This is a genomic window from Fervidobacterium sp., assembly GCF_059913585.1.
In genome coordinates, this window is sequence record NZ_DBOLZL010000014.1 from 237,596 (window position 1) to 252,814 (window position 15,219).

General features: G+C 39.0%; 11 protein-coding genes. 4 read left to right on the top strand and 7 right to left on the bottom strand.

Annotated elements, in window-relative coordinates:
• Window positions 1-139 precede the first annotated feature (139 nt).
• The 4 genes from AC3M61_RS05850 to rpsO all read right to left on the bottom strand — a co-directional run bounded on the left by AC3M61_RS05850 (window position 140) and on the right by rpsO (window position 6,433).
• Complete coding sequence (locus tag AC3M61_RS05850; protein ID WP_500779940.1) at window positions 140-4,324, bottom strand: PolC-type DNA polymerase III; 4,185 nt, start codon at window positions 4,322-4,324, stop codon at window positions 140-142.
• A gap of 51 nt (window positions 4,325-4,375) precedes the next feature.
• The gene (gene ruvC, locus AC3M61_RS05855; protein WP_500779941.1) at window positions 4,376-4,888 is read right to left on the bottom strand and encodes a crossover junction endodeoxyribonuclease RuvC; all 513 of its coding nucleotides are present in this window, start codon (window positions 4,886-4,888) and stop codon (window positions 4,376-4,378) included.
• A 165-nt stretch (window positions 4,889-5,053) separates the two neighbouring features.
• A complete protein-coding gene (gene queA / locus AC3M61_RS05860) occupies window positions 5,054-6,097 on the bottom strand; it encodes a tRNA preQ1(34) S-adenosylmethionine ribosyltransferase-isomerase QueA (protein ID WP_500779942.1) in 1,044 nt (347 codons plus the stop codon).
• 81 nt (window positions 6,098-6,178) lie between these two features.
• Window positions 6,179-6,433 carry a 30S ribosomal protein S15 gene (gene rpsO, locus AC3M61_RS05865; protein WP_500779943.1) on the bottom strand — a complete coding sequence of 85 codons (255 nt, stop codon included), beginning with the start codon at window positions 6,431-6,433 and terminating at the stop codon, window positions 6,179-6,181.
• A 395-nt stretch (window positions 6,434-6,828) separates the two neighbouring features.
• Here rpsO and AC3M61_RS05870 point away from each other — a divergent pair, with 395 nt between their 5' ends.
• Window positions 6,829-7,986 carry a hypothetical protein gene (locus AC3M61_RS05870; RefSeq protein WP_500779944.1) on the top strand — a complete coding sequence of 386 codons (1,158 nt, stop codon included), beginning with the start codon at window positions 6,829-6,831 and terminating at the stop codon, window positions 7,984-7,986.
• A 112-nt stretch (window positions 7,987-8,098) separates the two neighbouring features.
• Here AC3M61_RS05870 and fliE read toward each other — a convergent pair whose 3' ends face one another.
• Genes fliE through flgB form a run of 3 tightly spaced genes read right to left on the bottom strand, consistent with a single transcriptional unit; the run spans window position 8,099 to window position 9,230 of the window.
• Window positions 8,099-8,392 (bottom strand): flagellar hook-basal body complex protein FliE, encoded by a 294-nt coding sequence (gene fliE / locus AC3M61_RS05875; protein WP_448378537.1) that lies wholly within the window; start codon window positions 8,390-8,392, stop codon window positions 8,099-8,101.
• A gap of 5 nt (window positions 8,393-8,397) precedes the next feature.
• Window positions 8,398-8,814 carry a flagellar basal body rod protein FlgC gene (gene flgC / locus AC3M61_RS05880; protein WP_448378538.1) on the bottom strand — a complete coding sequence of 139 codons (417 nt, stop codon included), beginning with the start codon at window positions 8,812-8,814 and terminating at the stop codon, window positions 8,398-8,400.
• A 32-nt stretch (window positions 8,815-8,846) separates the two neighbouring features.
• Window positions 8,847-9,230: a flagellar basal body rod protein FlgB gene (gene flgB, locus AC3M61_RS05885; RefSeq protein WP_500780025.1), complete on the bottom strand. Its 384-nt coding sequence runs from the start codon at window positions 9,228-9,230 to the stop codon at window positions 8,847-8,849.
• Between the two features lie 213 nt (window positions 9,231-9,443).
• On the opposite strand from flgB, the gene AC3M61_RS05890 reads away from it, so the two are divergent.
• The 3 genes from AC3M61_RS05890 (at window position 9,444) to mutL (ending at window position 15,190) form a co-directional block, all read left to right on the top strand.
• Window positions 9,444-11,945 carry an LptM family lipoprotein gene (locus AC3M61_RS05890; RefSeq protein WP_500779945.1) on the top strand — a complete coding sequence of 834 codons (2,502 nt, stop codon included), beginning with the start codon at window positions 9,444-9,446 and terminating at the stop codon, window positions 11,943-11,945.
• A gap of 15 nt (window positions 11,946-11,960) precedes the next feature.
• A complete protein-coding gene (locus tag AC3M61_RS05895; RefSeq protein WP_500779946.1) occupies window positions 11,961-13,184 on the top strand; it encodes a hypothetical protein in 1,224 nt (407 codons plus the stop codon).
• Between the two features lie 143 nt (window positions 13,185-13,327).
• Window positions 13,328-15,190: a DNA mismatch repair endonuclease MutL gene (gene mutL / locus AC3M61_RS05900; protein WP_500779947.1), complete on the top strand. Its 1,863-nt coding sequence runs from the start codon at window positions 13,328-13,330 to the stop codon at window positions 15,188-15,190.
• Window positions 15,191-15,219 lie beyond the last annotated feature (29 nt).

Sequence of the window (15,219 nt, forward strand, 5' to 3'; positions counted from 1 at the left end):
AATTCAGTGCTAATTATAGCATATCTTTTTCAAATTTTGCAATACTAAACAAGAAATTTTTCCACGTTTAAAAGTAAAGAAAGAAGCCGAAACAAAGCAAATCATCAGTTTATGTAATATCAAAATCAATCAGAATAAATCAGAACAAAAATGCTTGGTCGGTTTCTGGTAGCCCGTCCAACACTCCCAATCGTTTGAGGACTTCTACCTGTGCTTTTGTTACTTTCGCCCTTGTCATGAGATCTTCAATGGATGTAAACATTTTGACTTCTCTTTGCTGAACTATCGATTTTGCTACGTTGTCTCCAATACCATGAATTTTGTTGAATGGTATCAGTAAATCTTTTCCATCTATTATAAACCTTGAATAATGACTTCTTCTCAAATCCGGTTTTTTAAACCCAAATCCACGCAAAATCATTTCAAGTGCGGCTTCAAGAACCTTTTCTTCGTTTTTCTCTTTAACATCCTTTTTTGGACTGTTGTTGAGTTCCACCAACCTTTTCTTTATCGCTTCTTTTCCTTTTAGAATCAGCTCTGCATCGAATTCGTCTCCTTTTGTTGAGAAAAATGCTGCATAGAATGCAAGTGGGTAATGGACTTTGAAGTAGGCAATTCTAAATGCCATGCTCACGTAAGCCACGGCGTGAGCTTTTGGGAAAAGATACTTAATTTTCTTACAGGATTCGATGAACCATTCTGGAACATTGTATTCTCTCATCAGTTTTTCTTCTTCCTCTTTCAATCCCTTACCTTTACGCACGTTTTCCATTATCTTAAACGCACTTGACGGCGGAACACCTTTGTGGATAAGGTAAATCATGATATCATCACGACAAGAGATGACTTCCGAAAGTGTTGCTATTTTCTTTTCAATCAATGTCTGTGCGTTACCGAGCCATACGTCTGTTCCATGTGACAATCCCGATATACGCACTAATTCTGCAAAGGTCTTTGGTTTCGTCTCTCTAAGCATGCCCATAACGAAATCAGTTCCAAACTCTGGGATGCCGATTGTTCCAACATCTGTTCCAAGTTCTTCGGGGTCCACTCCAAGCGCCTTGACCGATGAGAAAATACTCATCGTAGCTTTGTCATCCATAGGAATGGTCATGGGGTCAACACCACTGTATTCGTGCAATAGTTTTATCATCGTTGGGTCATCGTGACCAAGTGCATCCAATTTTACCAGGTCATCGTGGATAGCTTCATAAGCAAAGTGTGTAGTGTAAACGCCAGACTTTTTATCATTTGCAGGATGTTGATAAGGTGTGAAGTCGTGTATATCATATTCGCTTGGGACAATCATGAGTCCACCTGGGTGTTGACCTGTTGTTCTCTTGACTCCTGTGACATACATAGCCAAACGTTCTTGCTCGGCTGGATTGAGTGGGTTTACAATATTACCGTTTTTATCTTCCATATATGCACGGACGTATCCAATCGCACTTCTATCAGCTATTGTGCTTATCGTTCCAGCTCTGAAAACGTGTGATTTGCCAAACAATTCTTCTATGAACTTATGTGCACGTTCTTGGTATTCGCCTGAGAAGTTCAAGTCTATATCCGGAACCTTATCGCCCTCGAATCCCATGAAGACTTCGAACGGTATGTCTTGACCCGCCTTTTCCAATTTTGCTCCGCATTTCGGACAGCGTTTGTCTGGAAGGTCGTAGCCTGAGCCCACTTCTTCATGGAGCTCAAAATATTTGCAATCTGGACATCTGTAATGCGCTGGCAACGGGTTGACCTCGGTTATTCCAACAAGGTGTGCGACAAGAGAAGAACCGACCGAACCTCTTGAACCAACAACGTATCCATCCTCGCCCGCTTTTTTAACGATAAGATGAGCAATCATGTAGAGGACTGCATACCCATGACCTATGATGCTGTTCAGTTCCTTCTCAATTCGCTTCTCCACAATTTCAGGCAAAGGATTTCCATACAATTCGTATGCACGTTTGTAGGTCATTTCTTTCAATTTTTCTTCCGCACCTTCAATTTTTGGTGGGTGCAACTGTTTTTCAAGTGGCTTGATTTCCTCGATGAGCCCTGCTACTTTTCTGGGATTTTCAATTACAACCTCTTTTGCTATTTTTTCATCTTCGAAAATTTCTATCGCAGCTTGGAGCATTTCATCTGTCGTGCGCAAATAATAATTGGCATCGGCGTCTTCAATGTTACTTTGTGGAGCCAATAACACTTTACGTGCCTTTATGTCTTCAGGATCCAAAAAGTGTGCGTTTGAAACCATTACAACGGGAATGTTTAATTCCTTAGCAACTTCATACAACAACTTGTAAGCTTTTTTTGCTTCCTCTTTTGTGAACTCTTCCGATGTAATCGTATCAAGAGGCATGATTTCGACGTAATCGTAGAACTTCAAAATTTCGTTTAGCGCGTCTTTATCTCCTTCAAGAGCGATTTCAAATACCTCAGAATTTGCACATCCGGTTCCTAACAATAAACCTTCCCGGTATTTTTCTAAATCTGAGCGAAGCACTTGGGGGACAGCGAAGAATGTTTCTGTATGAGACTTGGAGATAAGCTTGTATAGATTTTTAAGACCTGTTTTGTTTTGCACCAAAACCGTTAGGTGCTGAGGATGTTTTGAAAGTGGATTTATATGCTCGACAAGTTTGTTAATCCTGTCAAAAGTAGTTATAGATTTTTTCTTCAAAAGCTCAACGAGCTCTAAGAATACTCTTGCGGTTACTCTTGCATCGTCTAACGCTCTGTGGTGTTGGAATTTTCCAAGTTTGAAATGTTCAACAAGTTTGTCAAGCGAGAAGGCTTTCATTTGGTTCCTTAAGAGTGCTTGAGATAGTCTGAGAGTGTCTATATATGGTGGGTTGAACTCCCTTCCAAATCTTGCAAATGTGTGCTTCAAAAAGCTAATATCAAAATCTGCGTTATGCGCAACAAGAACCGCATCTTTCAAAAAATCCCAAAGTTTGCCAATTACCTCGCCAATTTCCGGGGCATCTTTCAACATCTCTTCTGTAATACCAGTAATTTGCAAACTCTTTTCTTTAAGCGTCGTTGGTTTTACTAATGTGTGGAATTCATCGGCAATTCTTCCTTCCACAATTTTTACAGCACCAATTTCCATAATCTCATCAAGCCTGGGATTCAAACCTGTCGTTTCTAAGTCAAGAACCACATAAGTCGCATTTTCTATCGAACCTTCTATTTCGTTTATCATTATCTTCTTTGGATCATTTGCAATGTAAAGCTCACAGCCAAAGATGGGTTTTAAACCTTCAGATTTTGCAAGTTCGTAAAACTCTGGGATGCTCTGAACATTACCATGATCCGTTATTGCGATAGCTTCCCAACCCCATTTTTTCGCTGTTTGGACGTATTCGGCAACATCGAGCACGCTATCTAAATCACTCATCTTTGTGTGTGCATGGAGCTCTATGCGTTTTTCAACAGCATTGTCCATTCTATCGAGCGAAGGGATTTCAGTTGCGGAATCTATTTTGAAAAAGAGATTTCCGTTTTTGTCGTAATTCATCGAACCATTGAATATATACCAACCACCTTCTACAAGGCGGTCTTCCAACTCTTTTACCTTTGAATTAAAGACTTTACCAAGTATGGAGTCTTTTTTATCCGTGATGTAGACATTGACTATCTCATCAGATACTTTATCAATTTTGAAAATCTTTCCGTAAAGTTTTGCTCTCTTTTTAACTTGTGGGGGCTCTGATGGGCTGTAGAGTGTTTTGAGAACAGAAGGATTGAAGTTCGTAAGTTCGGTTGGTCCCGAAGGATGAACTGTTCTATTTTCATCATTTCCATTAAATTGTTCACTTGTTTTTGCTTGAGGTGAATAAACAGAATTTTGTGAACCATTTACTATTAAATCTTTTGAAGAAGTTTCATAGGTTTGTTCAACAACGTCAATAGTGTATTCTTTGAATGGTAGAGAATGCCTTATTTTTTTCAGTCGGGAAATCACATGCGCCTTTCCGAACTCACCAAGCGCGTATATCTTGAGATGTTCTCCGTTTATCTCTATCTTTTCTACGTATTTTCCTGAACCGTTTAGTTGCTGCATTACCTTTTCATGTAGTGTCTCTAAGCTTTCTATCCGTCCGTTTGTTTCATTCTCAAAAACCAAATCAATGTGAACACCGATGAAATTTTCAAGCACGCTTTTCAAAGAATGCGCATCACCTTTGAAATCTTGTATAACAAAAGAGACCGACTCTCTTTTCCGGTCGTAGATTATCTTTTTGATTAAACCTTCTGCTTGTATACCTATCTTCTTTGAGATATCTTTAAGGTTTTTCGAAACATCAAACACGTGATACATATCGCCCACCTCGAAAACATACTGCATCTTTTTGAAGCAACTGTGCCTTTATCACTTCTGATTAAATTGGTTCAACAAACCTAACTTACCGGAACCAGAGGAGGTTACGGCAGCACACCAAGCTACAGCAAGCGCATCAGCCGCATCGTCCGGTTTAGGAACCTTGTCAAGCTTTAAGAGCATTTTCATAACTTTTTGGATTTGAGACTTTTCGGCACGACCGTAACCCGTTACTGTTTGTTTCACCTGATGAGGGGTGAACTCAACAAAAGGAATTCCGGAATGTTTTATAGCAAGAAGGATAACCCCACGTGCTTCACCAACATAAATGGCGGTCTTCGCATTTTTGTAAAAATACAAACTTTCAACAGCCACAATCGAAGGGTTGTAAGTTGAGATTATGCTTGAAATCTCAGAATAAATGTAATCCAATCTATCCTCAAACTGCTCTTCTTTACCGGTTGTGATTGCACCATGGGCTACATGGATTATCCTATTGCCAATCTTCTCCACAACCCCGTAACCTACAATGCCGTATCCTGGGTCTATTCCAAGTATCCGCATTTCAAAACCTCTTTTCTAAGAAGACGGTATGTTGAGTATCGCTTGTCTGAAAAAGTCATAAGTATGTTCTGTTGTTAAGTGCTTATTCGCTCGATGTTCGATTAATAATTATACACCCTTCCTGCCTGTTGGTATGTTACATTTTATTCTATGTTTTTTGTTAACTTAAAGTATAAGCATGGCATCGCCAAAAGAGAAGAACCTATACCTTTCTTCAACAGCAATTTTGTAGGCTTTCATTGTCAGCTCGTATCCAGTAAATGCGCTGACAAGCATTATCAAAGATGATTTTGGAAGATGAAAATTGGTAATTAACGCATCAACCATTTTAAACTCGAAAGGCGGGTAGATAAATATATTTGTTTTTCCAGAATAAGATGGTGCATTGGGAAGACGAGCGATGGTCTCCAATGTTCGCACACTTGTAGTTCCAACGGCAATAATTTTTCCACCTTGACTTTTCACTTTATCAATTAAACGAACAGTCTCTTCAGGAACAACGTAATACTCTTCATGCATCTTGTGCTGTCGGATATCTTCTACTTTGACTGGTCTGAACGTCCCAATACCAACGTGAAGAACAACCTCGGCAGTGAGAATTCCTTTCTCTCTAATCTTTTCCAATAGTTGTTTTGTGAAATGCAATCCCGCTGTCGGAGCAGCAACGCTACCTTCGTATTTTGCATACACTGTTTGGTATCTTTCGAAATCTATATTATCGTTTTTTATATAATGCGGTAAAGGAACCTTTCCTATCGCAAAGATTTCGTTGTCATTTTTTGTTGAAAATTCAACAAGTCGTGTACCTTCTTCAGCCCTTCCAACACACTTGGCTGTCACAACGTTCTTGTTGCTGTGAACATCAAAAATAATTTCTGTCCCTTCCTTTATCGCCTTACCGGGTTTGACAAGGCATTTCCATACACCTGGTTCAATTTTCTCAAGCAACAGTAGTTCAACTTTAGCACCTGTAGGTTTTCTACCTATTATCCTTGCTGGGATTACTTTCGAAGTGTTAAATACCAGAAGGTCACCAGGGTTTAAATACTCCACAATATCTTTAAAAATTCTGTGCTCAATCTCCTGTGTTCTTCTGTTCACTACCATAAGCCTTGAATGGTCCCGTGGCTCTACAGGTTCCTGAGCAATTAACTCTTCAGGAAGCTCGTAATCGTATGCTTCTAGTTTATACAAGTCAACTGACTTCATATTATTCTACACCCCTTCGGTAGTTCCTTTACTAATCCAAAAGTAAAGGGCGGTTACCCGCCCTTTGTAAATTTTGATTGTTTACTTTCTTAATGACAACTTTTCAAGCAGTTGTTTGTAAAGCTCTGGGTCTTTCTTCATCAGGTACTTGAGCATCTTTCTTCTGCGTCCAACCATCTTCATGAGTCCACGTCTGGAGTGGTAGTCTTTTGGATGTTTCTTAAGGTGCTCTGTCAAGTGTCTTATGCGTGCCGTTAAGAGTGCTATTTGGACTGCTGTGCTTCCAGTGTCTGAGTCGTGAATCTGGAACTCCTTAATGATATCCTGCTTTTCCATCTGCTACACCTCCATCTAATGTCCTCTTGCCAAGTAGGGGAATACTCCCACAACCGAGCAAGGGCAATGATATGATACAATAGAATGGAGTTTATGTCAAGAACTTTGAGCTGAGTGGGGATATAGTATCCTAATTCTTGGAAAAACACGATTAACAAACATAGTAAGCTAATTTCTTATTTTTCCAACAAAAAAACACAATAATTCGTGGAATTTTTAAAGATATTTATTTACAACTTTTTGTAAAGTAGTGCTATAATATAATTTGGCTGGTGTCTTTGAGATTTGTCACAGTTAAATTTATCACCGTATGTTTAGAATTATTTCTTTTTCTTACTTAACGGTTGGTCTTCGCATTTTAAACTTATCACATTTCTCAGAAGGAGGGATTGAGTATGAAGAAACTGGGGATTCTTATTGCGGTCGTTCTTTTCGGAATTTTCGCTTTTGCACAGAAGGTAGACCTTGATTCATTATTAAACAGGATCGAGCTTTTAGAAGAGTACACAAATATGATCTACGATGTATTGGGTACAAAGGCTTCAAAAGAAGATTTAGATATGTTGTTGGAAAACATCAACGCTCTTATTGATGAGCTTCAACCAACACTCGATGATCTGAAAGTTGCTCTCGACATTCATGATAGTGATATACTCAAGATTTATGATACCCTTGGAATGCTTTCTGAACAAATTGCTGAGCTCCAAGAACTGATTGCTTTAGCTGATCTTAGTGCTATGGAATCCTTAGCACTTAGACTTGACATGCACGACCAAGACATTGTCAACATTTACGACAACCTCTCAGCCAAAGCAGATAGAGAACAAGTCGATGCACTTGAAGAAAAGTTAGCAACAATTGAAGAAGATATAGCAGGACTCAGTGAAATACTCTCTGGACTTGCAGCACAGATAGGTGATACAGATTACTTGCTCAGAAAGGCTATCGAAAATACACAGAAAGATTTGCAAGCAAAGATAGATGCAAAGGCAAGCAAAGATGATGTGGAAGTAGTATTGAATAGAGTAGACTTACTTGAAGAATATGCGAACACAATGTACGAAATGATTGGAACGAAAGCATCAATAGATGAGTTAGAGATGTTAATGGCAGAACTTGACGAAAGAATCTTAGCAACAGAAACAGACGTTTTGAACATAAGAAGTACAATCGAAACAGGTTTACCAGCACTTAGAGATATGCTTTATGAACTTTCTGCAAACCTCGCAGCAGTTGAAGAAAGACTCACATCATACGTAGAAGTTTCAGTTGCAGCTGTTAAGGATGAAACCAAAGCAGAGCTTGAAGAAGTTATGATAGCAAATATGAATGCATTAAAAGAAGAAATAGAGAGCACAATCGCTAAGAACAACGAAACATTCTCAAGCGCAATAATGTCTCTCAATGAAGAGGTCAACACATTACAAGCAAAGATTGATACAAAAGCTGACACAAAAGCAGTTGAGGAAAAAGTTAACAACGTCAACATGGTTGCTTGGATAGGCGTTGTTCTTGGTGCAGTAGCTCTTGTTCTTCCATTTGTTATGAAATAATAATCACGAGAATATCACAACAAAAGTGGGGCTCTCAGCCCCACTTATTATTTGCTATCGCAAACAATTAGAAACTTCCAGCTTTTTATAACGCTAATAGAGGATCTCAACTTTAGAACTGCATCCTCATAATTTCCCTGTAAGCTTCCACTATCTTGTTTCTCACTTCAACAGTTAACCTTAACGATATAGATGCCTTTTCGGCTTCAACAACGAGTTCGTGTATGTTGCTCACCTTTCCCATAGCGAAATCGTCAGCCATTTTCTCAACTTTCTTTTGCTGTTCATTTACACTCTTTAATGCCTCTGAAAGTACTTTACTAAAATCGTTTTCGTTCTGTTTTTTAACACTTGGAACTGAAACATTCTGTCTTAGATGGTTAATCCCTCCGATTTTATCTACCACTTACTTCACCTCCCTATCTGCAGGGCGGCAGTTATCATTGCCTTCGTTGTGTTTATAGCTGTTGCGTTTGCTTCATATGCCCTTTGAGCGTTTATCATATCGACCATCTCACGTATGATATTGACGTTTGGAAGTCTCACGTAACCATTTTCATCCGCATCTGGATGTGTTGGGTCGTAAACAACTCTGAATTCCGAAGGGTCTTCATAAACACTTTTGACAATTACACCTGAATTTTCTCGCCTTCCTTGGATGTTTCTTACCAGTTCTTGAAAGACAGGTACTTTTCTTCTGTATGGTTCTCCCTTTTCTGTTCTTGTCGTTTCCGAGTTCGCTATGTTTGTAGAAATAAGCTCTATTCTAAACCTTTGAGCTGACAACCCTGTTGACGAAATGTTCATTATATTGAATTCACTTTGCATCATCTCACCTCTCAGATTATTTTACCACAAAACTACCTAGTATTCCTAATCACCGTGTTGTATCTATCGATATTTGCACTCATCAATCTTGAGAGAACCTGATATCTAAGTGCATCCTTCACCATTTCTGTGACTTCCATATCTATATCAACGTTGTTCCGGTCGTTCGTTATCGAGGTATTTTTCATTGTAACTTCTTTGGCAGTTACAATCTTTGGAGATGTGGGAAGATGCCTTTGGTTTGTTGTTGCTAGTTTCAATTTCATTTTCGATTCTTGCAAATACTCTTCAAATGCCACATATTTTCGCTTGTATCCAGGAGTTTCAGCATTGGCAATGTTTTGAGCGTGAAGTTCTTGTCTTTTCATCTGAACATCCATTGCTATCTTAAGAGTTTCAAAATTTGAATTGAATATATTTGCCATCTTTTCTCCCTCACTTTGTAAATCGGTTCTTCTCTTTGTTTCGTATCTAATATTCTACCACAGTTATTTGTATTCCTACAATTTTGTTTTAAAATTCTTGAAGTGTATAATTGAGTTGAACAATTCTGAAATTTTGTTGTCTAAATATATAGGAAATCATTTTCCAATTCCAAAGAATATCACATCATTTGGGAGGTGACATTCATGAGGAAGCTCTATTTAATTTTCCTCGTTGTACTAATCGGTCTTTTCTTGTCTTCCTGCGGTTTGAAACTACCTTCGAAAGCACCTGAGAAAGTAAAGATCCAGTACACGAAGTATTTGGAATTTCCGATTACAACTCTGGACTTGAAAGTATCGGACTTTGTAGATAGTCTTCTCCAAGAAAACATCGGTGGTTTATCTGTTGTGAAAGGTAACCCTATAAGTATCAACTACGCAACTTCCATCGAATACAGTCCTGGGACATTTTTACAAGAAATAGAGAACTCCATCAAAACAGAACTACAAAGCTTTGGTCAAAGTTTCGAGTACAGAGTTGATAGTTCGTATTTCCTCTCAGCGGTCTCTGGTCAAATTGTGTTGCCAACAGTCCAGCAAATTCAACAATCAATATCGGTCGATGCGGTAGATATAGGCAGTTTTACAATCGCTGAGAACCTGTCAATACCTGTGACAAACGGGACAAATGTCATCGAATTACCATCGAGTGTGCTCAACTCATTGATCTTTAGCGAAGCAAATCTGAAAAGTGTCGATGTGCAATTTGCAATCAGTGGTGTTTCCGCTTCTAACGCATTTCTGATAGTAGATGGCACAACCTATCAGATTACTGTCAATGGTACGAAGAACCTATCCAACGTAATGATCAAAAAATCATCGAATATTAAGTTAAAGTTTGATTCATCAAGCACCGGCCTTGCCCAAGTTACACTGAAGTTCTTAAATCAAAAAGTTGACTACTTCAAAGACCTCGATACAACACAACTCTCGGCTGGAAAAATCTCAATCAACGTGACACAGAATATACCAATTACATCCGGAAGCTGGAAACTGGCACTGGACGGTAATGTTGATTTGAATTTGAACATATTAGGATTTAGTGGAAACATATCACAAAGTTACACGGCAAAATCTGGAACAACCACGATAGGTTCTGGTTCCTCATCAAACTTAACATGCGACATAGAATTTGATGGCACTACATTATTCACAGTCGGTGATAGCATAATACTTGACGGGCTTGTGGAATTGTCAGGAACAGTCAGTGCAGATTTGAGGGTGCCACCTTCAATAACAATAACACCGAACGTCAATGTAACAAAGATAGAGAACTACCCATTGAGTGTAACAGTACCTTTGCCAAGCAACGTCCACTCAGTAAGTTTTACCAGTGACAGCGGATATATGCTCTTGAAAGTAAACGGAGTAACACTTACAGCCGTATCAGGAACTTTTGGAAGTAACAATCTTTCACTTTCCGGTGGAATCGTATTACCATTTGGCGGAATTTCCTTACCTTCAACAATAAATGCTCAGATTAGCGGCGATGTTAGTTCAAACGAAATATCATACGAGCTCGAACTACCCGAAGACCAAACGATAAAGATTGAAAATGCGCAAATTACAGGTATCAGCATGGATCCAGTAACAATCAACGAGCCAGTACCTTCAACAGTAAAAGATTTTGCAAATTCTGTTAAAGCAACGATTAAAGTCAAGCTCAATTACGACGTAACAAATATCTCGGGTGTTTTTTTAAATATTACCTCAAATATATTCGACACAGGAGATGGAACATATAACCTGTCGGGAGCTGGCACAATTGTTCTGAGTTCTGTAGACAAAGTCTTTGATTTCTCAACGTTTACTAACTTTACAATAACAATAACTCCCATTGTCCCTTCTGCTGTAACGGTGAGTAATGTGGACATAAGAGAGGGACTAAAATTGGTGATTCAGCCGGTAGTAGAAGAATTCTCAATCTCAGAGGTTGAACTAAAAGGTCAGTCTTTTGAGCAAGACTTTGGAACATTAATAAACTTTGGAGATATTTTCAAAGATGATTTTGCATTTGTTAAAGACTTAGATTTAAGCATTGACGCCACAGTAACTTTCAACATAACCGAAGCAACTGTTCCAGCAACAGTAACTCTAAACGTTTCTGGTAATGAAGTTAAAGTTAGCAAAGGGCAGAAAGTAAACATTGGAGATATTATAGAGGAACTAATTAATGAAGGAGCACCATTAAGCTTATCTATAAGTATAGAAACCGGCACGGGTACGTTGACGAAAGACAGCTTAATTACCGCCTCACTCGAATTTGCACTGCCACTTAGCGCCTCAACAGGAGAAAATGAGATATTGATAAAATCCGGAACAGTTGATTTAAGCACACTTAACGATATCAAAGATATTTTGGATAACGCAAAGCTGAAATTTGGATATTATTCAAATACAACAGGATTACAAGCTGTGTTGAAGCTTGGCGGTAATGATGGGATTTCAGTATTAATTGGAGTGTCATCACCAATTGTTGAAATTAAAAAAGAACATATTGAAGCAATTTCCGATGACGACGTACCATATGAAATACTGCTTCCTGCAAATTCAACCGTTTCGCTGAACTACGACGGTAAACTTAGCATCGCCCCGTACATTGCTGTTGATTTGAAGGTTGCAACCGAAGTCAGACTTGGGAATTGAAGGTAGGTGATTGCGATGAGAAGAATCAGCATATTAGTCTTTTTGCTTGTTGTTTTCTCAGTGTCAGTGTTTTCTTTTGTGATTCAACCATTTGGCCTTTTCGGAAATGTGTCGCTTGTAAGACACGATTTAACAGCGCTTATCAAGGTTGTTCCATTTGCAGAATTTGAACTTGGGCAAAATATACTAACACTGGACAACATCAACGCTCTTTTGAATGAAGAACAAGTAAATATCGATAAAAATGCGTTTGCTGATGCCTTAGCAAATGGTTTTAAACTGTCTGCACCTATTAGTCTTGGAACATATGTTAATCTAAAGCTCGGGGCGCTCAGGCTTGTTCCTTACGTGCGAGTAGACGGTAATATAGCTTTGGATCTTCCAAAGACGTTTGCTGAGTTGCTTGTAGGAGATACTCTTATCGACCACACTTACAATGACACAAAAGAAGGCTTTCTCAACGCAAGTATTATGGCGAACGGTGGTATTGCTTTTATGCTTGGAGATTTCTACGTAGCAGGTAATGCATTTGTTCCCGTTCTTTTCAGCGACCAGTCACAAACTACGATGACCGTAAGTTACACATCCTCCTCAACACCAGCATATGCTGAGCTTAACGCAACTGGTAAAGTCCGTGCTTACAGCCGTGTGTCACTCAACGATATCAGAAGCGGGAACATCGACGGTTTAATAGATGAACTCAGCCATTTTGAAGACTACGGCTTATCTGTTGAGATTGGCTATGGAAACGACAAATTTGGTGTTGCGGTAAGAAATATTGTGATAACTCCCGCAAAGGCATGGTATGCAGTTGAAGTGACCGGTAATGGAAAAGCTACATACACCGCACAAGGGACGGATATTACGTTTGAAGCAACCTATTCCATTTCTGAACCAATGGTAGCAAGATTATTGACTCCTGTAAGTATCACTCCACCAATCCAGATAACAGCTTATCTCAAAAACGACGGATTCATTATGTGGGGCGTTATGGGAAGCTACTGGCTCGATGGTAACTGGGCAGTAAAAGGTTACGCAGGATTGAACATCGGTATTGCAAGGGCTTACTATATGCTTGGATATAACCAGATAAACTACTCGCACACCATAGGTGTTGGAATGAACCTCTTCCTGCTCAATGCGGATTTAAAACTCACAGCGACAACAAATTCTTTACTACCATCAAGCAATTCAACACCTGGAATAGGCTTTGCTTTAACGATTTCAGGCGGACTGTAAATACTAAATCTTACTAAATAGAGAATTCAAAAATTTTCAGGTATGTATTCTGCCTGCCGAAATCAGTGTCGGCAGGCTTTTTTAATTTGCAGAGAAGATGATATAATTGCTTTGAAATGATACCAGGAAAGGGGTACTCAAGTATGAATGAAGGGCAAAGAATAATCAAACTACCCGACGAAGTTGTCTCAAAAATCGCTGCTGGTGAAGTGGTTGTAAACCCTGCATCAGTTGTTAAAGAGCTTGTGGAAAACTCTATAGATGCGGGTGCTACAAGTATTGAAGTCCAGATAAAAGATGGTGGAAAAAGCTATATCAAGGTCTCCGACAACGGCTCTGGGATGTCTAAAGAAGACCTTTTACTTGCCGTTCAAAGATACACAACAAGTAAAATCTCATCTATAGAAGATATTTACAACATCACAAGCTACGGTTTTAGAGGGGAAGCTCTTGCTTCTATCGGAGAAGTATCACGCTTGGTGATAACAACATCCAACGACAATGAATCCAACAAACTTGAGATGGTTGGCGGAAAGGTTGTAAAGGTCAGTGAAACCTTCAGAGAAAGAGGAACTACCGTTGAAGTGTTCGATTTATTCTTCAACATTCCTGCCAGAAGGAAGTTTCTTTCTTCGGAAAAAATCGAAAGAAGAATGGTGACTGAAGTAACTGAAAGGTTTTTACTCACAAAACCGGAAATAAAATTCCTCTTCAAAGTTGATGATGAGGTAATATACAACGCACCTCCATCTAATCTATCGGAAAGGTTCAAATTGGTTTTTCCTGAAGTGAAATCATTTGAAGAAATCGATAGTTGCAAAGACGGGGTAATCAAAATCTCTGGCATAATCTCTTCGCCTCAATTTTTTAGAAAAAACCGTTCTGGTCAGTTATTTTTTGTGAACGGACGTTTTGTTTTAGATAACCTTCTCCACCTTGCTCTTGAACGTGGATATGGTGAAGCTCTCACCGAGGGTACACACCCATTCGCAGTAATTTTCATCGAAGTTCCTCCAAGGGAAGTGGATGTGAATATCCACCCCCAGAAGTTGCAGGTTAAATTCTCCGAACCTCGCATGATATACGATGCTATAGCCAGATGTGTAAGGGATACTCTGAGAAAATTCGAAGGCTTCCAAATGTTCGTTGAAAAAATTGAGAATCATATGCCAAAACAATTTGCTCCAACAACTGATAACCAAGACGAACCAAAAAGGCTCCATATTAACGGCATCAACGGCAGTGAAACCGTTTTTAGGGATGTTGAACAAGCTGTTGAGTGGTCAGACGCTCCCAAGGTTAGAGAGCCTGGCTATTCATTTAAAAGTGTTACCGGATACAATGAAAAATATCAGAATACCCAAAATTATCAAAAACCTTTTGATTTCACAACTTCGAGACAACCATCTGCGCTCTTTCCACACGTTGTGAATCCTACAAGTTTAGAAAAAGTAGGCGAGTTTACGATAATAAAGAGCAGATACATCCTTTTCGAAGATAGTGATGGAATCGTCATTCTCGATTTTCACGCTGCACACGAAAGAGTCATCTACGAACAACTAAAAGAACGCCAATTCCAAGTAGTAAATCTTTTAATACCTGTGGAATTCTCTATTGGAAAAAGCTTAGCAAGTGTTTTGGAAAGTTTAGAAAATGAATTAAAAGAACTCGGGTTCAGTTTAGAAACCGAGAAATCCGAGAAGAGTGTAAAAGTTGTCCTGAAATCAATTCCTTCACTTTTAAAAATAACTCAGGCTCAGGAAACATTGATAGAAATGCTTGAAGAATTCCGGATTCCTTTCAACAAACCTAAGAGCATCTTACACGTTCTTGCATCAAAAGCCTGCAAAACGGCTGTGAAAACCGGCGATAAACTCAGCGAAGATGAAGTAAGAATGTTGCTAGATGAGATAAAACGAAGAAATCTCCTTACTTGCCCTCATGGAAGACCAATAATGATGAAAATTACGTTTGACCAATTGGATAGCTATTTTGAAAGAAGATAACAGTTTCTGACAAATTTTGACAAACTTTC

Bases quoted from the DNA above. Each gene is read 5' to 3' on its own strand.
- queA (WP_500779942.1), bottom strand. From the start codon at position 6,097: ATGAAGTCAGTTGACTTGTATAAACTAGAAGCATACGATTACGAGCTT.
- ruvC (WP_500779941.1), bottom strand. From the start codon at position 4,888: ATGCGGATACTTGGAATAGACCCAGGATACGGCATTGTAGGTTACGGG.
- AC3M61_RS05895 (WP_500779946.1), top strand. From the start codon at position 11,961: ATGAGAAGAATCAGCATATTAGTCTTTTTGCTTGTTGTTTTCTCAGTG.
- flgC (WP_448378538.1), bottom strand. From the start codon at position 8,814: ATGCAAAGTGAATTCAATATAATGAACATTTCGTCAACAGGGTTGTCA.
- AC3M61_RS05890 (WP_500779945.1), top strand. From the start codon at position 9,444: ATGAGGAAGCTCTATTTAATTTTCCTCGTTGTACTAATCGGTCTTTTC.
- mutL (WP_500779947.1), top strand. From the start codon at position 13,328: ATGAATGAAGGGCAAAGAATAATCAAACTACCCGACGAAGTTGTCTCA.
- AC3M61_RS05870 (WP_500779944.1), top strand. From the start codon at position 6,829: ATGAAGAAACTGGGGATTCTTATTGCGGTCGTTCTTTTCGGAATTTTC.
- AC3M61_RS05850 (WP_500779940.1), bottom strand. From the start codon at position 4,324: ATGTATCACGTGTTTGATGTTTCGAAAAACCTTAAAGATATCTCAAAG.
- rpsO (WP_500779943.1), bottom strand. From the start codon at position 6,433: ATGGAAAAGCAGGATATCATTAAGGAGTTCCAGATTCACGACTCAGAC.